The sequence below is a fragment of the Pseudoalteromonas sp. NH0006-26 genome (assembly GCF_057552415.1).
Genome location: NZ_BAAJMJ010000001.1, coordinates 216,511 through 239,009, shown reverse-complemented (window position 1 = coordinate 239,009; position 22,499 = coordinate 216,511). Strand labels below are relative to the sequence as shown.

Sequence of the window (22,499 nt, the reverse complement as noted above, 5' to 3'; positions counted from 1 at the left end):
CTGTAACAAAATAACGTACACAATATCAGCAGGCTTAACGCACAAAGCCATGGTTTAAACCCAAACTTTTATAATTAATTACCATGCTGGATTTTTAAATTCTTCACTGAGCGTGTCGATTAGTGCTCTTACTGTTGCCGATAAATGCTGACGAGAAGGGTAAAGCACATATATTTTCATTGGGTTTAATGTCCATGGCGCTAATACACGCTTCAAGCGACCATCAAGTATATATTGATTTGCCAAATACGTAGGCTGTACTGAAATACCACCACCGGCTATGGCTGCATGAAGTAATGTGGTGGCCTCGTTTGCACTTAAATTGCATTTAACATCAACTGATTGAAACTCATCCCCGTTGTGTAAATGCCAAATATATCGGTCGAAGTTTTTATAGCCTAAACACTGATGAGCACTTAACTGTTGTGGTGTCGTTATTGGCGGATAATCAGCAAGGTAGCTGGCTGAGGCCACTAATATAGATTCACACTCGGCAATAGGTTTACCTATTAACGAAGGATCAGGATTGGCTGCAATACGTATTGCCAAATCAACACGTTGCTCTATTAGATCTGTGGTTGAGTCTTCAAGATCTATGTCTATTTGCACGTTAGGGTGACGTTTCATAAAACGTGTAAATATAGGGGCTAATTGTGCAAAACCTAACGACATACTGGTCGCTACTCGTATTTTACCTGACAACTGTTGCTGGCTTTTAGTTTGTTCAACTAAACGGTTAGCCTGTGCTAACCATTGCTCTATTTCGGGTAAACAGGCCTCGCCGGCGGTGGTAAGCGTTACTTTACGGGTAGTGCGATGCAATAAGCGCGTATTTAACCAGGCCTCTGCCGACTCAATATGACGAGTAACCATAGGGCGTGACATTTCAAGCCGATCGGCAGTGGCAGTAAAACTGCCTGAGTAGGCAACATCCACAAAAACCTGCGCTGCGGTGAGTTTATCCATAGTATTTGCACGATTTATGAAACAATGATGCTAATTATTGGTTGTTTTTCTGAACATATCAAACCTTTATTATGCTCGCATTAGCAACCAATGATGAGAATACCATGAAACTACGCACGCTTTTATTAAGCACACTATTAACCAGCAATATCGCTATTGCAGACGAAACCCCATTAACCCTTGATGTGTATAACGCTGACAACAATAGCTTTCATGTTAATGCCACGCTGGTTTATGGCCGTACCGATGCAATTTTAATTGATACCGGATTTACCAAAGCAGATGCACTGCGCATTGCCGCCAAAGTAATTGACTCTGGTAAACAACTAAAAACTATTTTTATTAGCCAAGCCGATCCTGATTACTACTTTGGCGCTGAGGTGTTACAGCAGTTTTTTCCTGACGCAGAGATTATAACCACACCGGCAGTGCACCAAAAAATAGCAGCAAAGCTTAAAGGTAAACTTGCTTTTTGGACGCCAAAAATGGGTGAAAACGCCCCAAAAAACCCCGTTGTTCCTGAGGTATTTAATGGTAATAGCTTAAAAATAGAAGGCCATACCATTGAAATTCGTGGTACAGAGGGTGAGCATAATCATCGTCCTTATTTATGGATACCTGATAACAAAGCTATTTTAGGTAATGTGGCTGTATACGCTAATGTTCATTTATGGATGGCCGATGCGCAAACTCAAGCAGAGCAAAATGCCTGGGCAAAACAACTTAATGAAATGAAAGCACTTAAACCTGACGTGGTGATCCCAGGGCATATGAAAGCAGGCACCCAATTAGATGCTGCAAATATTGATTTTTCAATCCAGTATTTAAAGGATTTTGCACACGCTAAGCAAAGTAGTGATAGCAGTAAGCTGCTGATAGATAAAATGACCAACTCATACCCTGAGGCTGTATTACCTATGGCTCTTAGCATTGGTGCTAAAGTTCATAAAGGCGAAATGAAATGGTAATTGCCGCTTAACCGCTGCAATAAATGCAGAAGAACCAAAAACACGCCTAGTAAAGTCTGGCGTGTTTTTTATTATTGCCACAAATACATACTGGCTCGCTTATTGGCAATATTTAATTCAAATACCTCAGTGCTTGAACACATAGCAGCGCCATAGCATACATGTAGTGGTAACAAGTGCTCTTCTCTGGGGTGATTAAAGCGTGCAGCTGGAGCTTGCTGCCATGCTAATAATTGCTGTTCACGCTGCTGCTCGGTTAATGTTTGATCTGCGATTGTGCTTACCAGCCAATTTTCAAATGCCTGATTTTGCTGATTAACATCGCTTGATTGGGTAACACCAAAAGCGCGCATATTATGGAAGGTAAAGCCTGAGCCTATAATTAATAAGTTATCGTAATCAATACTTTGCAACGCTTTACCAATTTCAACATGCAACAGCGGATCCAGACTTGGATGCAAGGATATTTGCACACAGGGAATATCGGCCTCTGGGTACATAATTTTTAACGGTACAAACATACCGTGATCGTAGCCACGCTGTGAATCGAGTTTTGAGTCAATATTACGTGTTGTGAGCGCTTGCTGTACTAAATTGGCAAGTTGCGGCTCGCCAACACAAGGGTAAGTTAATTGATACGCCTGCTCAGGAAAACCGTAGTAATCGTAAATAAGTGGCGGTGAAGAGTGCGCGGTTATACTAATTGGTTGAGCTTCCCAATGTGCGCTGACCATTAAAATAGCAGAGGGCTTTGGGGTTTTAGCGGCAACCTGTTCTAAGCAGGATCGCATTTCTGCATGGTTGGCATCACCTAGTAATGGCATTGGGCCGCCACCATGAGAAATGAAAAAAACGGTTGGGCGTTGCATGTGGTTAATCCTAAAGGACAGGTATTATTATAGTGCCTGCGCCGTCAGTAAATAACTAGCCACATAAACGCACAACCTCAGTGCGCAAATATTATATGTGGTGTTTATTCATCAAGCTCTAAGTGAGCGCGTTCAACGCTTTCTTGAGGTAATTCTTTTTGCACCGATACACCCAGCTCTTTAAATTCTGAGGCTTGTTTAATTAAGTTACCTTTACCACGGTATAACTGAGAAAATGCTTTATCGTAAGTTTCTTTGGCTTTATCAAGCTGTTTACCCACGCCTTCCATACTGGTTAAAAAGCCGTTGAGCTTACTGTAAAAACGCTCAGCACGACTAGCCAGCTCTTTTGAATATTTAGTTTGCTCTTCAAAGCGCCATAACTGCTTAACAATATTTAAACTGGTTAGCAGGGTAGTAGGGGTAGCAACCAAAATGTTTTTTTCGATTGCTTGCTGGTAAATGTCGCTTTGGTATTTAAGTGCTTCTACAAAGGCGGATTCTATGGGTACAAACATAATAACAACCTCAGGCGAGTTTATACCTGGTAGGCGATCATAGGATTTACTGGCCAGCTCATTTATACGGGCAGTTACGGCATTTACATGCTCTTTAATCGCTTGTTGAGACTCAAGCTCTGTTTCGGCATTTACATAACGGGTATAGGCATTTAACGATGTTTTTGCATCAATCACTAAGTGGCGACCTTGAGGTAAATACACCACAACATCAGGGCGCAAACGGCCGTCTTCGGTATTAAACGACACTTCTCGCTTGTAATCAGTACCTGCTCGCAGGCCTGCGCTATCAAGCACGTTTTCTAGCATGAGTTCGCCCCAGTTACCTTGGGTTTTCTTTTGCCCCTGTAGGGCATTACTGAGCTTATCTGCCTGTTCGGTTATGGCTTGGCTTTTAGCTTGTAAATGAAGCAGCTCCGTTTTAAGTGCAGCACGTTGTTGTAAGTCTTCAACGTGAATCGACTCCATTTTATCTCTAAAGCCTTTTAGCTCACCTTGAACCGGCTTAAGTAACTGCTCTATGCTTTCTTGATTGAGGGTTTTAAATTTTTGCGACTTTTCTTCTAATATTTGGTTAGCTAAATTTTCAAATTCTTTTTTAAGCGTTTCTTTACTTTGCTCTATATGGGCGAGTTGTTCACTAAAATGCTGCTGCTTTTGCTCAAGGGTAGTGCGTATATTATTAAGCTCTACATCGCGCAGATTGTATTGCTCGCGCAGGGCGGTTAGCTCGGCTTCGGCTTTACGCCAATATTGATTATAAAGTTGGCTTTGCTTTTCTTGCTCAGTTAAACGGGTTTTAAAATGCTGAGACTGATCCCGCTGCTCTTGATGTGTAAGTCCTAATAAATCGTGCTCTTCAACCAACGCGGCATATTGGCTTTGTGTTTGCTCATGCTGGCTTTGTAATAACATTAACTGTTGTTGTTGCTCATTTACTTGGCGCTTTATTTCTTTGCTTAATTGCATTGATACAACACCACAAATAGCCATGCCTGTTATAGCGCCAGCACTTACACTTAACCAATCTAAATGGGATAAAAACGAAGTAAACATAAAATAAACTTTTAAAATTTAGTGACATGCCATCATAACGAATAACGCTCTTTAGCAGTAGGGGTAACGCACTAAATTAAGCGCATAAAAAAAGCCAGCTATTAAAGCTGGCTCAATATTACTTAATCAGTAATCAAACAGGGAAATCAACATGAAACTTGTATAACAACACATCACTACAAGCATAATAGTAGACGCGTCCTGATTAAATTAGTTCAAAATAATTTTTTAAAAAGTTGAATTTAGAGCATAAAAAAAGCCAGCTAATAAAGCTGGCTCAATATTACTAAATTAGTAATCAAACAGGGAAATCAACATGAAACTTGTATAACAACATATCAACTACAAGCATATTAATAGACCCAGCTATTATTGATTAGTTCAAAAATATTTTAAAATAAAATAGTTTAAAATATTCAGGCAAAAAAAAGCCAGCGCTGAACTGGCTGGCTTAATCATTACTATGTCTAGTAACTACTATATGGGATATCAACATGAAAACTTGGAGAAACTGCAATTTAACCAAGCTGTATTAATAGACGCCCACAATTCAAATAAGTTCAAAAAATTATTGTTAATTTTTAACTTTTAATTAAAGACAACATTTGTTGTTCATCAAACTGGGTAAAACTCATTGATTTTTCTGTAAATAATGCATCTACAAGCGCTTGTTTATCTTGCTGCATTTGAAACACCTTTTGTTCAATAGAGTTAGCCATAATCAATTTATACACAAATACCGGATTAGTTTGGCCAATACGATAAGCACGATCGGTCGCTTGCTTTTCAACAGCTGGATTCCACCAAGGATCAAAATGAATAACGGTATCGGCTTGGGTTAAATTAAGCCCTGTGCCACCTGCTTTTAAGCTAATTAAAAATACCGAAGTAGTGCCACTGGTGAATTCGTCTATCACTTTATCGCGATGGCGCGTTTGCCCAGTTAACATGCTAAATTTAATGTTAAGTGTATTCAAACGCTCGGCAATTAAATCAAGAGCAGAGGTAAACTGGCTGAATATAATCACCTTACGGCCAAGGCTGAGCATTAAAGGTAAATGGCTTGATAACCACTCTAACTTAGCACTAGCAGCGTCGGTTTCTGGCTCAATCAGCTTAGGATGACAACAAATTTGGCGAAGTTTTAATAGTGCCTCTAGAAAGGCGAGTTTACTTTTTTGTACGCCTTGTTCGGCAAATAAATCAATGAGTTTTTCTTCAAGCGCATGTGTTATGCCTTGATACATGTCTTTTTGTTTAGGCTCAAACTCAAACTCTTTAACAAGCTCCGTTTTTTGCGGCAGTTCTTGAGCTACTTGGGCTTTAGTCCGGCGCAAAATAAACGGCATAATTAGCGCTTTTAACTGCTCTGCACGCTCAATGTTACTTTCGCGCTCAATAGGACCTTGAAAGTGCTGTTTAAAGTGTGCCTGGGAACCTAATAGCGAAGGCATAGCAAAATCGAGTAACGACTTTAATTCAAATAAATTGTTCTCAATTGGGGTACCACTTAAGCAAAGCTTAAAGTCGGCATTCAAACGTTTGACTAACCGCGATACCTGTGCCGTATCATTTTTAATATACTGCGCTTCATCAAGAATAATGTTTTCAAAATACAGTGGCGAATAATAAGCAATGTCACGTTTTAATAACGGATAGGTGGTTAATATACACTGTGCTTGTGCCAAGTGTTTCAACGCATCATTACGGTGTGCACCAAAAATAGTGGTGACTTTTAAGTTTTTAGCAAACTTGTTAATTTCGTTTTGCCAATTACTAACTAAGCTTGTTGGGCAAACAATAAGCGTAGGGCCAGCCTGCGGAGTATTATAAGAACTGGCTAAATAAGCAATCACCTGCAAAGTTTTACCCAAGCCCATATCGTCCGCTAAAATACCACCTAGCTGATTACGCTTTAAAAAGTTAAGCCAAGCTACGCCTTCTTGCTGGTATTCTCTAAGCACCACAGAATCGTGTAAGCCATGAATGGCAATATTGGGCGATAACAGCGCGTCATTGCTTAGCTCATCAAGGTAGCGCTCTAATGACGGATCATGTAGCTCAACATTAATGGCTGTATGCTTAACTAACTCAGGTAAGTATGAAAGTGGAATATTAAATTCGTCGCGCGTTTTAATAAACTCAAATCGCAATTTAAACTCAATTAATAAATTAAACGCAGCCTTATCTATAACTCCAAATTGACGGCCAACGGGATAGTAATAAAACAATTCGCTTTGACGATTTAACGATTCAAACAGTTTATTATTTACATTAAATAAAGTGGCCACTTTGGTATCGTTAAGCACAACTTTGCAATGCATTTGATGCCCTGCAGCTCTGTTTACATGCAAGGAAATTTGGTTTTTAGTATCGGCAATATTTATTTTGCTCATTGATACTTGCCAGCCACGTTGCTTAAAGCTTGGTAACACCTCATGCGCTAACCAGTGTAAGTGAATAGCCGATTCCTGACTAAAAATAAACTCGCTGTGTAAACCCCCTTTACAAAAATCAAAGCCTAAGTTAACCAGCTCGTTGGTAACGGTGTTTTCAAATGCACTGTTTATTAGTTTTTCAGGCGCTGTACCTGCTAAGTAGTTTTTATTTTTATACTTAAACGATAAAGAAATAGCCATTACTGAGCCCGACATGCTGACTTTAAGTACGGCATTACTCAACGACTTAACAGGCATGCTTGGTGCATTAGTAGGATGGGGAATAACACCGGCACCAAAATTATCAGCAAGCTGCTTATAAATTCGATCAAAGTTTGTATCGTGAAGTGCAGGTATTGTTTGTAAATGAGCAATTTCGTCTGCACTGAGCGGCGTGCGAATGCGACCTAGCTTATATTTATCTAAATCTAAGTAGATGGGCGGCGTAGTTTTAATTAATGCCCAATTAGGAATTTGATCTAGGTGAATTTTTAACTGGGTGACTTCTTTTTGTTTTTCCCAAACAAAATTTAGGGGTAAGCCAGGTTGCGCTTTTATAGGTACTCGCGAACGCTGTAAAAATAATCGTTCTGTAGCTAGTAATTGCTGCAGCGCGTTAAAGCCCCATTGACCTTTGAGTTCAATATTACCGACCGCATTTTGCGAACGGATCCAGCTATATAATCTAAAATCACTTTCTAGCAGGTCGCTAGGGGTTACAAAACTATTAAGCTGTTGCTCAGTTAAATTGCGACCTAATGCATAATTATTATTTTTATCGTAGTTGGCAATTTTAGGCGTTAAAAATACTTTATCGTTTTCAATATCTAATACAAACAGTAACACTTGTGATGGATGAGCTTGATCGGTGTTTTTAAGCGAGCTAAGTTCGCTAAACCAGTCATTAATAAAATAGTCTTCGCCGTATTCACCTGAGTGTTCAATTTTAAGTTTTAACAAAATTGCAGCCAAATGGCGGCATTTAGTTTTAACATTACAAGTACAGTGTGTGTCGACTGAATAGCCAGTTGGTAATTTACTGATCTCAATTCGTTGGTTAAACGCAATGCCCTTATCGCCTTGCACAGTAGAATCAACAACAGAAAAATCAGCATTATGTTCTAACCAACTTATTTGGCCGTTTTTATAATACGACTTACCTTTTGCTAACACCGCGGGTTTAAACAATTTTTTTATGAATCGCTCAGAAAGAGGAAACTGGGTAGCCTGCTCATTTTTAATTTCTTCAAAAATAGCCATTAAATCATTTTTTGATAAGTTAGCAGACATGTCACTCAAAGTATTAAAATTTAAAAACAATTTTTCCAGTATATGCCTTATCAACGCTGAGCTAAAGCAATATTATTTTTAAAATAAACTGGTTGGATCTGATTGGTTAGTAAAAAATTGGTTTATAAGGATTGTTTAATTTTACTAACTAAAAAAAGGCGTTTAAATTACAAAATAAAAACAATAAATTAACTTAACAGGGAGGTTTTGCTAGGAGTAGATCAGGTTTTTACTAACAAGGTAGCAATTTAATCAAATAGAGCAGGTTTAGTTAGTAAAAATACGATCCTTAGTAGTTTATCGGGCTTTTTTTGCTTTTTATCACCACGGAAGATCAGATTTTTACTAACTAATTAAGAGGGCTAGATCACTATTTAACTAACCTACCCCCCTTTACAGATCACGATATTACTAACTAATTAAAAGCACTTAATAGTTTAGTCAGTTGTTCTAAGCGCTTGTCTGTCATCACTTTATTATTAATTTTTATTGAAACGTCACCACTTTTAAGGTTACGTTGCACACTAATAAAGTCGTTTTCAAGCACAGCCTCACGCTTTAATGCTGTTTTAGGCTCTGCGGTTAATAGTTTAGTGATCAGCATAGCGCGCTTGTCGTCGGCTTCTAAGGCATTAACTTCATCATTGCTTGCAAGTTCTACAACTAACTCGTTAAATGCAACCTCGTCTCGCTCCTTTGCGTTAATCAGCTTTTTAGCGACTTCTCTACCAACATGATTAGCTGTTGGGTAAAGAGCTATAACATCGGCAGATATTTGCTCATACGCTTTAATAGCATCCGCAATGGCGGTATGCGATACCCCTTCAATAACGGCAATCTCGCGGTACGATCCTTTTTTGCCTTGTTGAATGAGTTCGTTTCGAGTTTGCTGATACGCTTGACCTAACTCCCAAAGACTTGGAGCAATGTATTGATCCGAAGAAACTGCTAACACTTTGGCATCTTGCTCATTAAAATCACTTGAACTCAAAACAAGATAATCTGCACCAGCCAAAATACAGGCTTTGCGACGTCTTGAGCCTGCAAGAACAAGACTCATATCACCTTGATCCCAAAGCAGGGCGGGGTGCTGATTACGTCCATCTTCTTTAATTGCAGGAAGTATATCGGATACCGACTTTTCGTTTAAAAGCGCTTGTACACGGCGGTTTTTGCCATAAACCTGAGTCGATTTTTCAATCTCGTTATGAGCAATCACTTTACAAACCAATGTAATTTCGCGATTAGGATCGCTTGGCGCAGGCATACGAATAACATCGCCTGCATTAGCTTGCTCTAAAAGAGCGTCTAAACTGCTACTGCCAACAGCGGTTGCAAAGGGATCTAAGCGGGTGTCATTTTTACGTTTTTTAGCCATTTTTAGTCAACATCCTTACTTAGGCGTATTTAATTTTGATTGTGTAGATTGCCAATTTGAACGAATTAGCATTTCGAGTTCGTCAACAACATCTTTGATATTTTCTTGTGCGCGCATTAACGATTCTCTACTCGCTAAACTGTCAGACGCTTTTTGATCAAAAATGGTATTAAACGAGGATGAACTCGCGGTAATTGCTGAACTGTGATTAATAGGGTAACTCATGACTTGGCGACCAAAGGCGCTTCTTACGTCTTTAACTATGTCACGTTGTGAGTGATTACCTTTTACATAATTGGTAACCAAAAATTGCATAAAGTCCCAACCATCGTGACCAAGAGCTGCAACAGTATGATAAATCTCACCTAAACGTTTTAAATATTTATTATTAGCATCAAAGTCTACCGCTTCAGGATGAACTGGTATAAGCATCGCTGTAGAAGCCATTAATGCATTATAAAACATAAAGTTAAGAGTAGGCGCTGTATCAATTAGTAAAATATCAAATTCATCTTTTACTGGCTCGATAACACGCTCTAACAGCTTATGGTAATGGCGAGTTTGCTCATAGTTTGAGGTGTCTTTAAGCAACGTTGCAGTTTCGTGTTCAAAATAAAAATCATCCATACCTGAGGGTAAAACACGAATATTAGGAATATGAGTTGGTAAAAAGGAGTTTGAAACAAATTCAGGCCAGGTTTCACCTTCTTCAAGATCAATGCAGTCACGCATTAAATCACCAACAGTAATTGGATCGGGCTCAGAAGATGGGAAAAAGCTAGATGATGACCCCTGCGGATCTAAATCGATAATACCAATTCGGTAACGCTTGATGTTAGTAGTGGCAAGTGCTGCAGCAATATTAACCATGCTCGTTGTTTTACCACAACCACCTTTTAGTGAATTAATAACAATAACTTGGAGTTTGTCTGTTGGTGCACGATGATCGGGTTTTATATCCATTATATCGGCCATGGCAAAAATATTAACCAACGTATAAGCGTAATGACCGTTTGCACCGCGTTTTATGTTTAAATCGTCAAAATCACCATTGTCATGGCGTCTTTTTAAGGTACGATTATTACAACCAAGTAAATCAGCAGCGGCTTTTTGGGTGTAGGTTCTTAATTCTTTTTCTTCAGACTTAAGATGGGCGCGGTAATGTTGAATACGTCCTTCTAGTGATTTTTCAGCAACTTCTGCGGTTGCTTTCAAAAGTCGGTAGGTATCTAGCGCATTATTATTGATAGACATACTTTATTCCTCAAAGTTAGGCGTTTAGTATAATGTCCATTCAATTAGCTGTAAACAACTATTTAAGGCGACATCCATTTTAAATACATGACATATAAAATAATTTTACGCCTTTAATATTGCTTAGTATAAATAAAGAAGTTTAAGTATGGTTAAATATATAAGGTATTAAAGGCTAAGGCCTTAAAATATACATATAACATTATGATTTATATAAACAATGTTAAAAAAACTGGATCAGCATTGTACGTGGTTAAGATCAGATCCTTATCTACTGGCAGATCACCTTTTTACTAAGCAAATATTTAGCAGCTTAGTTACGCACAGGTTAAGCACTGAGTTACTCACAAAATAGATGCTGTAGATCATGTTTTTACTAAGTAAATTATAAAGTTATGCACCCACCATCAGGAATAATAAGCGGTTTAATTAGTATAGATCTGATCTGTAGTAAGTACAGATCAGATCTATGCTAACTGGAACTAAGCTTATCCACAGGCCTGTCATTTTTACTGTCATTTGTCGTGCTAAATTTAAAAAAAAACACTTTGCAATGGACAAATTTATTCTTCAGTTAGTAAAAATTCGGTTTATTAAAGCCTAGTTAGTAAAAACCTGATCTGAAATCTCATGTTTTAACTTTTTCTTAGTAAAATATTGATCTGTGCATTTTATTTGAAGTCAGATCACTTTTATACTAACTTAAACATTTAACTTTTGTGGCTTTATGTGTTGTTATTAGCTGTCACAATAAAAACGGAAATAAAAACCATGAGCCGAAAGGTCAACATCTCGGTAGATAACTTGCCCGATACACTTAGGGGCCAAATTCACGGGGTGGAAAGTGCAATTGATAACGAAAGCTTAGCACTATTTACAGATAATAAAGATGTGCGAATTTCGATAGAAAATGCAGCCCATGGGTTACGCGCTTACTCTAACACATTTAACCATTATGATCTGTGGGGACGCTTTGTTCGCTCAGGACATAAAAAGCTGCCACTTGAAGAAGCCCCTAAAAAAACCATTATTACACGTAAGATATCTGAGAAAGTAGACGGTATTTTATACGATGGTGAAATTAAAATAACACCGGCTGTGGTAAGTACTCGTAAAGATGGTGAAGACGTAGAATACTTAGTTTGGCCATCAGATAGAGAAGAAAAAGTTGAGCGTGCACTTATTCGCCTTGCTTCAAAAGGTAAAATAGTAAAAATTAATTTTAAGTCCGGTATTCAATATGCCGTTGTGTTTTCTATGAACGAATTAGCACAAGAACTTAAAGCGGTAGGTCAATCTATGCCTTACCCACAAATTAAAGAATCGCTCGAAGCATTACAAGGTTCAAAACTTTCTTTTAAATATTCTGCTACTGACACTAAAAACTCTGATATTGATGATTCGTTCTACGAGTCGAACATGAACTTTTTATCGTCTTTACACTTTAGTGGTAAAAAAGGCCAAGGCGGAAATGTTAAATGTGTAGCGTGTTTAAATGCGTTTGTTCATAACATGATCGATAACCTTGAATATAAAGGTTATTATTTTAATAGTGCTCAAGAGTTAAAGCGCGGATTATCGCGTTGGATGATGCTACGTTTATATCATTTATGGCGCTATGCTGCCCCAGGAAAAACATACCATTTTAGACTGCTGTCTATTATGGAAAAATATGGCTCTATCTATTCAACTGATGATATTACCGAAAATAAATTAAAAGCACTGCGCCGTGATATGACTACCACGATGAAAGATTTAATAGAAAAAGGAGCAATATCTGAGTACAGCATTACTAATGTAAAAGATGATAAAACAGGTAATATTGTAGATTACACTTATGAAATGCACCCTTCTGATCAGTTTTGTGATGAAATACTGGCATTAAATAAACATAACAAGCGTATAGAGATACAAGGTGGTAAACGCATTGTTGAAAATGCAGTATTAATTGATGAAGATAAGCTGGAAGAAATTGTAGAAAAATAATTATATTAATTTTTACCAGTATTTATATTAAAGGCCACATTAAGTGGCCTTTTTAACATAATTACTTTGTTACTTGTTCTAAATATAATCGGTCTACCAGAAAGTCATACTCACGTTTTCGTGGATGTGATAACGGTTTTTCGTAACTCGGCAGTTGGCCATACTTAACATCGGGTTGTGGGTTTATAAGAATAAAAGGTAAGGCCGCACTAACATGATAACGATTTTGAGCCGTGTATCTAACATTAACTTGTGGGCTAACTCGGGTAGGGCGCCTAATTCGTAATTTTTCTTTTTCACCTAGACTGGCAACACGAACTTGTTCTTGAGCAACCAATGATTGCCATTTTTGCTGATCAATCATTCTTGGGTTTTTATACCCAGCGGACTTTTCGAGCATTTCAAGAGCCATCTTTTTTGTGAGTGTTTTAGTGGCGTGTTTATGCATCCAAGTAAAACGAACTGAAAAAGGGGATTCGCTTTCGCTATGAATTTTACGATAAGCGGCAAGCGTAATTAAATTTGGCATAGCATTATGTACGGCTTCAAATCGAGCATCGTTATTGTCTATCGCCAAAATACAATTTTTAAATGCCGCTTTTGCATTATTAACTTGAGCAATCCGATCAATAATAGCTTGTTTATTAGCGTCTTGTATAATTAATAAACCAGGGTGGCGCTTTAATACGCGACTACTCAGACCTGGCTTTTTATACATATCAGAAAAAGAATTTAAAATAGCCTTTTGTGCTAGTTCCCCTGTAATTTTAGATACTGCAATCGACTCGGGAATTATATTTTCCTCTATACTGCTTATTTCTGGCAGTTGATAGTATTCAGCTTTAGCAAACCCATATTCTTTAAGCTCCTCAATTAGCCTAAGCGTTAACTCATTGAGTAAATCAAACTGACTTCTAATTTGTACCTTCGTAACCATAACACCACCAAGAACACATCTTACTATTTCGCTATTTTCGCAAATAACCTTTTCTTTTGGTAGTTATTTCTTAAATATTACTCTAACGCTAAGATTAAAATTAGACTGGATAAAGTATGATGTGTTCTTTGTTGTTAGTGTGATCATTTTGATAATAATACTTTCTAACTTACTAATAGTTATATATAAATGCAGTGTGAAGGAGTAGGTATAAACCAGCAGAACTACTCAGCTAGCATATATATTTGAAACTACATAACTGACGGCTGATATATTTAATTTTAACTGTAAAGTTAAGAATACATATAGTTGATTTAAGTATGATGTGTTCCCTGTGTTAACATTATCTTATACAGCTTAGCTAAGTGGCTACAAGCAAAGCTTAATAAATACCACTCTTACTATTTATCCTACTGTTTTATAATGTATTAGTGTTCTTTATTTATATATTTATTATCAATAAAATAGTTAAATTTTAGATAATAATCCTATTTAAATTTAACTAATAACTAAATAATTGGTAAATAGTCGATTTAGTCCTTGAACAAAGCCCTCTGCATACGTTAATTTCAATACATCAGGTAATAGGAATGAGGAATGAACATGCAATCGTGGAACCCAAATAGTTGGAGAGAACTGCCAATACTGCAGCAGCCACAGTACCCAGATCAAGACGTATTAAAATCAGTAGAAGGCCAGCTTAAAAGCGCACCGCCTTTAGTGTTTGCAGAAGAGACTAGAAGTTTGTTTAAACAACTTGAAGATGTGTGTGAAGGCCGCGCATTTTTACTTCAAGGTGGTGATTGCGCAGAATCATTTAGTGACTTTAACGCTGCAAATATTCGCGATACATTTAAGACCATTTTACAAATGGCTGTTGTACTAACCTATGGCGGTAAATGCCCAGTTGTTAAAATTGCACGTATGGCAGGTCAATACGCTAAGCCACGCTCAGCCGACTTAGAAACAATAGACGGTGTTTCGTTACCATCTTACCGTGGTGATATAGTAAATAACTTTGAGTTTACTGAAGAAGCACGTATTCCAGACCCTCAGCGTTTAATGACCGCGTATCATCACAGTGCGGCAACACTCAACCTACTACGTGCTTTTGCACAAGGTGGGCTTGCTGACTTACATCAGGTTAACCGTTGGAACATGGGCTTTGTTGCTGCTAATCCACAAAAAGCAAAATACCAACAGCTGGCAGATAAAATTCAAGACGCTTTAGAATTCATGGAAGTATGTGGTATTAATTCAACTATAGCGCCAAGCTTAAAAGAAACAGATTTATATACATCACACGAAGCGTTATTGCTAGGCTATGAAGAGGCATTAACCCGTAGAGACCATTTATCAGGCGACTGGTACGATTGTTCAGCGCACTTTGTTTGGATTGGTGAGCGTACACGTCAGTTAGACCATGCTCATATTGAATTCTTTAAAGGTATTAAAAATCCAATTGGCGTTAAAGTTGGTCCAGGTATGGATCCTGACGAACTTATCCGTTTAATTGATGCACTAAACCCAGATAACATTCCTGGCAGGTTAACGCTCATTACACGAATGGGTGCAGATGTATTACCAGAGAAGCTACCGGCGCTTGTTCGCAAAGTACAGCAAGAAGGGCGTAAGGTAATTTGGAGCTCAGATCCAATGCATGGCAATACAGAGAAAGCCAGCTCAGGTTATAAAACTCGCAGCTTTGATAACATTATGCGCGAAATTAGTCAGTTCTTCGCTGTTCATAAAGCTGAAGGCTCATACGCAGGCGGTGTTCATTTAGAAATGACCGGACAACATGTTACAGAGTGTACCGGCGGTGCATATGGTTTATCGGATGATGACTTAGCGCAGCGTTACAAAACTCAATGCGACCCACGCTTAAATGCCGATCAAGTATTGGAGCTTGGCTTTCTAGTTGCAGACCTTTTAAAAGATGCGCGTAAATAATACGCCTTCTTAATATGTTAAAAGCCGCTATTATTTAGCGGCTTTTTTGTGTGTTGAGTGTAATTACATGCTTAAATCACATGTTGGTTTGTTAGTACTTACGACGTTCAAGACCTGTATCAGAAATGATTTTTGCTGAGATCTCTTCGACAGAGTGATGGGTAGAATTTAAATGAGCAATTTTATGCTTTTTATAGAGCATTTCAACTTCGCGCACTTCAATACGACACTGCCTAATTGATGCATATTTTGAATTTGCCATGCGTCTATCTCTGATTGCAGCCAATCTCTCAGGGTCAATAGTTAAACCAAACAGTTTATGCTTATAAGGCACTAAGCATTTTGGTAATCCTTCGCTTTCTAAATCGTCTTCGGTGATTGGATAATTGGCTGCTTTAATACCATATTGCAGGGCTAAATATAGGCTTGTAGGTGTTTTACCACTTCGGCTAACGCCAACCAAAATAATGTCGGCCTCAGCAAAGTTTTTAATATTACCGCCGTCATCATTCATTAAAGCATAGTTAACTGCATCAATTCTAAAGTCATAACTTTTCTCGTGTATAGAGTGTGTTCTGTGCACTTTAGGTACTGGGGCAACGTTCAATTCGCTTTCAATTTTTTCACTATACGTTGTTAAAAAGTCATACGAGACGGCATCTGCAGAGCGAATAATTTCCGATAATTTATGATTCACAAAGGTAAAAAACACTAATGGTTTTTCACCTTGCTTAGATGACGTTGCATTGATAAGCGCTTTAATTTCAAGTGCTTTTTCTTCTGTTTCTACAAAAGGGATTGTTTTATGATTAAATTCAACAGGAAATAAAGACAAGGTCGCATGACCAAACACTTCAGATGTGATTGCCGTGCCATCTGAAATATAAAACGCAGTTCTCATAAAGCCTCTTTTTTATTACATTTAATTTTAAAATAAGTGTATCACGGTTTACGTGAGGACGTTTGCCAGTGTAGAATGGGGGCGACCTTTATAAAAGGTTTTCTTTCTTAACTCTCACAGTTAGTACTACAATTTGTTTTTTGGAGAAAGATCCGTGCAAGAATACGTTCTCTGGTATCAAGAGCTTGGTATGCAAGATGTTCCTCGAGTTGGTGGTAAAAATGCCTCACTTGGTGAAATGATTTCAAACTTAGCTAACGCAGGTGTGCAAGTCCCAGGTGGTTTTGCTACTACCTCAGACGCTTTTAACGAGTTTTTAGAACAATCAGGACTCAACGCAAAAATTCACGACATTCTAGATACTCTTGATGTTGATGATGTAAACACACTCGCCAAAGTCGGCGCCGATATCCGTCAGTGGATTATCGATACCCCATTCCAACCTAGTCTAGATAAAGCAATCCGCGACGCATATAGCCAACTTCATGGTGATGCCGCTGCAGATGTTTCATTCGCTGTTCGTTCATCAGCTACTGCTGAAGATATGCCAGACGCCTCGTTTGCAGGACAACAAGAAACGTTCTTAAACGTTGTTGGTATTGATTCTGTAATGACAGCTATTAAACACGTATTCGCTTCGTTATTTAACGACCGCGCTATTTCTTATCGTGTTCACCAAGGCTACGATCATCGTGGTGTAGCGTTATCAGCGGGTATTCAACGCATGGTACGCTCTGATAAATCAGCATCAGGTGTAATGTTCAGTATTGATACTGAATCGGGCTTTGAAGATGTAGTGTTTATCACATCAAGCTATGGTTTGGGTGAAATGGTTGTACAGGGTGCGGTTAACCCAGATGAATTTTATGTTCATAAACCAACGCTACTTAAAAACAAGCCAGCTGTAGTACGTCGTAACATTGGCTCTAAAGCCATTCAAATGATTTACTCTCAAGACAAAGCTCATGGCAAACAAGTAGAAATTGTTGACGTAGACTCTGCACTTTCAAACAAATTTTCGATTACAGATGAAGAAGTGCAAGATCTTGCCAAACAAGCTGTAATCATTGAAAAGCATTACGGTCGTCCAATGGACATCGAATGGGCAAAAGATGGTAACGATGGCAAACTATATATAGTTCAAGCGCGTCCAGAAACTGTTCGTTCAAACGAAGACACTAACGTAATGGAACGCTTCCAACTAAATGGCAGCAGCAATGTTGTTGTTGAAGGCCGTGCAATTGGTCATAAAATTGGTAGTGGTGTTGTACGTGTACTTGATTCAATCAAAGAGATGGACCAAGTACAAGTAGGTGACATTTTAGTTACCGACATGACAGACCCTGATTGGGAACCTATTATGAAACGCGCGGCTGCGATTGTTACAAATCGTGGTGGTCGTACATGTCATGCTGCAATCATTGCACGTGAGTTAGGTATTCCAGCCGTTGTTGGTTGTGGTAATGCAACAGACTTAATTAAAGCTGGTCAGGAAGTTACTGTATCATGTGCCGAAGGCGATACAGGTTTCATCTACGAAGGTATTTTAGACTTTGAAGTACTTACTTCACGTGTTGACGAAATGCCTGAACTTCCAATGAAAGTAATGATGAACGTAGGTAACCCAGATCGCGCATTCGATTTTGCACGTTTACCACATTCAGGTGTTGGCCTTGCGCGCGTTGAGTTTATCATCAACCGTATGATTGGTGTTCACCCTAAAGCCTTATTAAACTTTGATGCACAAACAGATGCATTAAAAGCAGAAATCACAGACATGATTGCCGGTTACGAATCACCTGTTGAATTCTATATTGGTAAACTAGTTGAAGGTATTTCTACCTTAGGTTGTGCGTTTGCTCCAGAGCGTGTAATTGTTCGTATGTCTGATTTTAAATCAAACGAATACGCAAACTTAGTGGGCGGCCAGCAATACGAGCCAGAAGAAGAAAACCCAATGATTGGTTTCCGTGGCGCTGCACGTTATATCTCTGAAGACTTCCGTGATTGTTTTGCACTTGAGTGTGAAGCTATAAAACGCGTAAGAAACAGCATGGATATGACCAACATCGAAATCATGATCCCATTCGTACGTACCCTTGAAGAAGGTAAACGTGTTATTGAATTACTTGAAGAACATGGCCTTAAACGTGGCGAAAATGGTCTTAAAGTAATCATGATGTGTGAGCTTCCGTCAAATGCATTAATGGCTGAAGAATTCTTAGAATACTTCGATGGTTTCTCTATCGGTTCTAACGATTTAACACAGTTAACGCTTGGTCTTGATCGCGACTCAGGTTTAATTGCTCACCTATTTGATGAGCGTGACCCTGCAATCAAAAAGCTACTTTCTATGGCAATTAAAACAGCCAAAGAAAAAGGTAAATATGTAGGTATTTGTGGTCAAGGTCCTTCAGATCATGAAGACTTTGCAGCATGGTTAGTAGAGCAGGGCATTGACTCTGTTTCACTAAACCCAGATACAGTACTAGAAACATGGTTATACTTAGCAGACAAACTTGCTAAGTAAGTTACCTCGTTAAAAAATGCCAGCAACTGCTGGCATTTTTTATGACTAAAAATTAATTTTTTGCTAATTTTTTATCTAAATAGGCACACGAGCGAGTCAGTGCTTTTTGGCACCATGTTAAATACCCTCTAGCTTTAGGGTAATACATAGAAAAGCAGAATAAGCCTGCAATAAAAAATATTAACGATGGCCCGGGGACCACAGCAAACAATAACCCGAGTAAAATAAACAGTGTTCCGCTGATCTGCATTAGTAGTTTTTTCATATAAACCTCATAGTAGGCGTTTAACTTGATTATAATTGCAGCTGCTCATATATCGATAAAAAGAGTGTTACAAACTGTAAAATCTTCAATTTCTATTAGCCATCGCCATGATATAATTACACAAATGCATTAATAAGCGCCGCCATGATAGCAACGATTACACAACAAGATGCCGCGACCGAGCTTGTCGCAAATTATTTAAACACCATTAAAAATCAGGGCTTTACTGGAGATACTGACGCCAGTTATGCAACGAGACTGACTGCATCAACCGATAACAGTATTTATCAACAGCTTCCACAGGGTGTTATTTTTCCTAAAACCGAAAAAGATATTCAGGTAGCGCTGCAAATTGCATCGCAAGACCCTTTTTTATCGTTAACCTTTGGTCCTCGCGGTGGCGGCACAGGAACAAATGGCCAATCTTTAACGCCTGGTATTGTGGTTGATTTATCACGTTATATGCGTGAAATTCTCGAAATAAATGTTGAAGAAGGTTGGGTACGTGTTCAAACCGGTGTGATAAAAGATCAACTTAATGACTTTTTAAAACCGTATGGATTTTTCTTTTCACCCGACTTATCCACCAGTAACCGGGCTACTATTGGCGGTATGATCAGCACTGATGCATCGGGGCAAGGCTCCTTGGTTTACGGTAAAACCAGCGATCATGTTTTAGGGCTAACCACCTATTTGGTTGATGGCACCGCAATGTCTACCAGCCCAATTGATATAGATAAAGCAAAAATAATTGCCGATCAAGACACCTTAATTGGCAAACTTTACAAAACAGTGTTAGACATATCGCTTAATGAACGCGACGCTATATTAGCTAAGTTTCCACGGTTAAATCGATTTTTAACGGGTTATGACCTAGAGCATGTGCTAAGTGAAGACTTACAAACTTTTGATATGAGTCGCTTAATAACCGGATCAGAAGGCTCTTTAGGTATAGTTACTGAAGCAAAATTAAACCTAACACCTATCGCAGAATTTAAAACACTCATCAATATAAAATACGATAGCTTTGATTCTGCGCTTCGCCATTCACCATTTTTGGTTGCTGCCCGTGCAACCTCAGTTGAAACCGTTGACAGCAAAGTATTAAATCTTGCCCGCGAAGATATTATTTGGCATTCAGTATCGGACTTAATAACCGACGTTGCTAATAAAGATATGCAAGGACTCAACATGGTTGAGTTTAATGCTGTATCGCCAGAAGATATAAAAGACAAAGTAGATACATTATGCAAATTATTAGATGAGTGTGTTGCTAATCAAACTAATGGCGTTATTGGCTATCAGTTAACCAGTGATAAAAGCGATATACTAAAAATTTATGCAATGCGTAAAAAATCAGTGGGTTTGCTCGGTAATGTAAAAGGCAGCCAAAAGCCTCTCGCATTTGCAGAAGATACCGCCGTTCCACCAGAAAACTTAGCCGATTACATTGTTGAATTTAGAGCGCTACTCGATAGTCATAATTTACAATACGGTATGTTTGGCCATGTTGATGCGGGCGTTTTACATGTTAGGCCAGCACTTGATATGTGCGACCCAGAACAAGAAAAATTACTGCGTACTATTTCAGACGAAGTAGTAAAACTCACCGCCAAATACGGTGGTTTAATGTGGGGCGAACACGGTAAAGGTTACAGAAGTGAATACGGCCCTGAATTTTTTGGTGAGCATTTATTTACCCAATTACGAAAAATAAAATCGGCGTTTGACCCAAATAATAAAATAAATCCCGGTAAAATTTGTACACCGCTTGAAAGTAAGGACTTACTAGTTAGCGTTGATGGGCAAAAGCGTTCTTACTTTGACAAGCAAATATCTATTGATGTTAAGACCAGTTTTAACAATGCAATGACCTGTAATGGTAACGGCTTGTGTTTTAATTATGATGAAAACTCGCCAATGTGCCCGTCGTACAAAGTGACCGGTGATCGCCGTAATTCGCCAAAGGGTCGCGCGGGACTAATGCGCGAATGGTTACGTCTTCAAGAGTCAAAAGATGTTAATTTACTCGAGGTTGAAAAAGAGCTAAACAAAGGTGAAGTCATTACCTGGTGGGAGCGTTTTGTTCATAGCAGAGAAAAAAAACAAGGTGTTTACGATTTTTCACACGAAGTAAAAGCCTCAATGGATGAATGTTTAGCGTGTAAAGCATGTACGACTGCTTGCCCAATTAAAGTAGATGTGCCGACTTTCCGTGCTCGCTTTTTAAATTATTATCATAGTTATTATGCGCGACCACTCAAAGATTATTTAGTGGGTAATATCGAAAACAGCGCACCATTAATGGCAAAATTTGCGAGGGTTATAAACCCAATTGTTAAAACGTCATTAGTCAGTAGCCTGATTAAAAAAACCGTAGGCTATGTTGATACCCCACAGCTTAGTATTCCTGCACTCAATAAACGTATAAACAAAGCGCAAAAATTTAATTTAGAATTACTTAAAAAGTTAAGTGCCGATGAGCAAAATGATTATGTACTCATTGTTCAAGACCCATTCACCAGCTTTTACGAAGCAGAATTGGTTGAGAGTTTTATTACGTTAATTACACAGCTTGGGAAAAAACCAATGTTGTTACCATTTAAACCCAACGGTAAACCTCAGCACGTGAAAGGTTTTTTGCATGAGTTTAAGCTAACGGCAAAAAGTGCCGCAGAATTTTTAAATCAGCTGAATGATATTAATGCACCTTTAGTCGGCTTAGATGCGTCGTTAGTAATGTGTTATCGCGATGAATATAATACAATTTTAGAAAATAACCGTGGTGACTTTAATGTGCAACTTGCGCATGAATGGTTAGAAACGCAATCGTTCAGTGCTTTAAAAGCTAAACAATCTGATACTGAATTTACCTTGTTAAGCCACTGCACCGAAACTACCGCGCTACCTAAAGCCGCAAGTGTGTGGAAAAATATTTTTGATCAGCTTGGTTTAACATTAAACACCACAAGTACTGGGTGTTGTGGTATGGCCGGCACTTATGGTCATGAAGCACAAAACCAAGCTAACTCGCGAGCGCTTTATGAAATGAGTTGGAAGCCTATCGTTGATAAAAATAAACCTGAACAACTTTTATCAACCGGCTTTTCATGTCGTAGCCAAGTAAAACGTTATGAAAAATTTAAACCCAAGCATCCGATAGAATTACTAGCAAAAATGCTTAGTTAAT

General features: G+C 38.4%; 14 protein-coding genes. 5 read left to right on the top strand and 9 right to left on the bottom strand.

The features are described 5' to 3' along the window. Positions 1-78 precede the first annotated feature (78 nt). Positions 79-966, bottom strand: a complete 888-nt coding sequence (locus tag AC27JR_RS00975; protein ID WP_487172468.1) for a LysR family transcriptional regulator — start codon at positions 964-966, stop codon at positions 79-81. A gap of 104 nt (positions 967-1,070) precedes the next feature. On the opposite strand from AC27JR_RS00975, the gene AC27JR_RS00970 reads away from it, so the two are divergent. Beyond that, positions 1,071-1,934 (top strand): MBL fold metallo-hydrolase, encoded by an 864-nt coding sequence (locus AC27JR_RS00970; protein ID WP_487172467.1) that lies wholly within the window; start codon positions 1,071-1,073, stop codon positions 1,932-1,934. A 71-nt stretch (positions 1,935-2,005) separates the two neighbouring features. Here the strand turns inward: AC27JR_RS00970 and AC27JR_RS00965 are convergent, their stop codons facing one another. The 5 genes from AC27JR_RS00965 to AC27JR_RS00945 form a co-directional block, all read right to left on the bottom strand. Beyond that, positions 2,006-2,803, bottom strand: a complete 798-nt coding sequence (locus AC27JR_RS00965; RefSeq protein ID WP_487172466.1) for a DODA-type extradiol aromatic ring-opening family dioxygenase — start codon at positions 2,801-2,803, stop codon at positions 2,006-2,008. 104 nt (positions 2,804-2,907) lie between these two features. After that, positions 2,908-4,377 carry a DNA recombination protein RmuC gene (locus tag AC27JR_RS00960; protein WP_487172465.1) on the bottom strand — a complete coding sequence of 490 codons (1,470 nt, stop codon included), beginning with the start codon at positions 4,375-4,377 and terminating at the stop codon, positions 2,908-2,910. Positions 4,378-4,958: 581 nt separating this feature from the next. Further along, positions 4,959-8,105, bottom strand: a complete 3,147-nt coding sequence (locus AC27JR_RS00955) for a DEAD/DEAH box helicase (RefSeq protein WP_010388794.1) — start codon at positions 8,103-8,105, stop codon at positions 4,959-4,961. A 415-nt stretch (positions 8,106-8,520) separates the two neighbouring features. Next, positions 8,521-9,483 carry a transcriptional regulator gene (locus AC27JR_RS00950; protein ID WP_487172464.1) on the bottom strand — a complete coding sequence of 321 codons (963 nt, stop codon included), beginning with the start codon at positions 9,481-9,483 and terminating at the stop codon, positions 8,521-8,523. Between the two features lie 15 nt (positions 9,484-9,498). Next, positions 9,499-10,737, bottom strand: coding sequence for an AAA family ATPase (locus AC27JR_RS00945; RefSeq protein ID WP_010388797.1), 1,239 nt, complete (start codon positions 10,735-10,737; stop codon positions 9,499-9,501). A 771-nt stretch (positions 10,738-11,508) separates the two neighbouring features. Here AC27JR_RS00945 and AC27JR_RS00940 point away from each other — a divergent pair. Beyond that, positions 11,509-12,723 carry a hypothetical protein gene (locus AC27JR_RS00940; RefSeq protein WP_013463357.1) on the top strand — a complete coding sequence of 405 codons (1,215 nt, stop codon included), beginning with the start codon at positions 11,509-11,511 and terminating at the stop codon, positions 12,721-12,723. Positions 12,724-12,784: 61 nt separating this feature from the next. Here the strand turns inward: AC27JR_RS00940 and AC27JR_RS00935 are convergent, their stop codons facing one another. Next, positions 12,785-13,660: a DNA replication terminus site-binding protein gene (locus tag AC27JR_RS00935; RefSeq protein WP_487172463.1), complete on the bottom strand. Its 876-nt coding sequence runs from the start codon at positions 13,658-13,660 to the stop codon at positions 12,785-12,787. Between the two features lie 603 nt (positions 13,661-14,263). On the opposite strand from AC27JR_RS00935, the gene AC27JR_RS00930 reads away from it, so the two are divergent. Beyond that, entirely contained in the window at positions 14,264-15,613 is a 1,350-nt protein-coding gene (locus AC27JR_RS00930) for a class II 3-deoxy-7-phosphoheptulonate synthase (RefSeq protein WP_171039602.1), read from the top strand. Between the two features lie 91 nt (positions 15,614-15,704). Here the strand turns inward: AC27JR_RS00930 and ppsR are convergent, their stop codons facing one another. Further along, positions 15,705-16,514: a posphoenolpyruvate synthetase regulatory kinase/phosphorylase PpsR gene (gene ppsR, locus AC27JR_RS00925; RefSeq protein WP_055012682.1), complete on the bottom strand. Its 810-nt coding sequence runs from the start codon at positions 16,512-16,514 to the stop codon at positions 15,705-15,707. Positions 16,515-16,668: 154 nt separating this feature from the next. Between ppsR and ppsA the strand changes: the two genes are divergently transcribed. Further along, positions 16,669-19,044 (top strand): phosphoenolpyruvate synthase, encoded by a 2,376-nt coding sequence (ppsA, locus tag AC27JR_RS00920; RefSeq protein WP_487172462.1) that lies wholly within the window; start codon positions 16,669-16,671, stop codon positions 19,042-19,044. Positions 19,045-19,096: 52 nt separating this feature from the next. Here ppsA and AC27JR_RS00915 read toward each other — a convergent pair whose 3' ends face one another. Next, a complete protein-coding gene (locus tag AC27JR_RS00915; protein ID WP_008108725.1) occupies positions 19,097-19,309 on the bottom strand; it encodes a PGPGW domain-containing protein in 213 nt (70 codons plus the stop codon). A 144-nt stretch (positions 19,310-19,453) separates the two neighbouring features. Here AC27JR_RS00915 and ydiJ point away from each other — a divergent pair, with 144 nt between their 5' ends. Beyond that, a complete protein-coding gene (ydiJ, locus tag AC27JR_RS00910; RefSeq protein ID WP_487172461.1) occupies positions 19,454-22,498 on the top strand; it encodes a D-2-hydroxyglutarate dehydrogenase YdiJ in 3,045 nt (1,014 codons plus the stop codon). The last annotated feature ends 1 nt before the right edge of the window (position 22,499 follow it).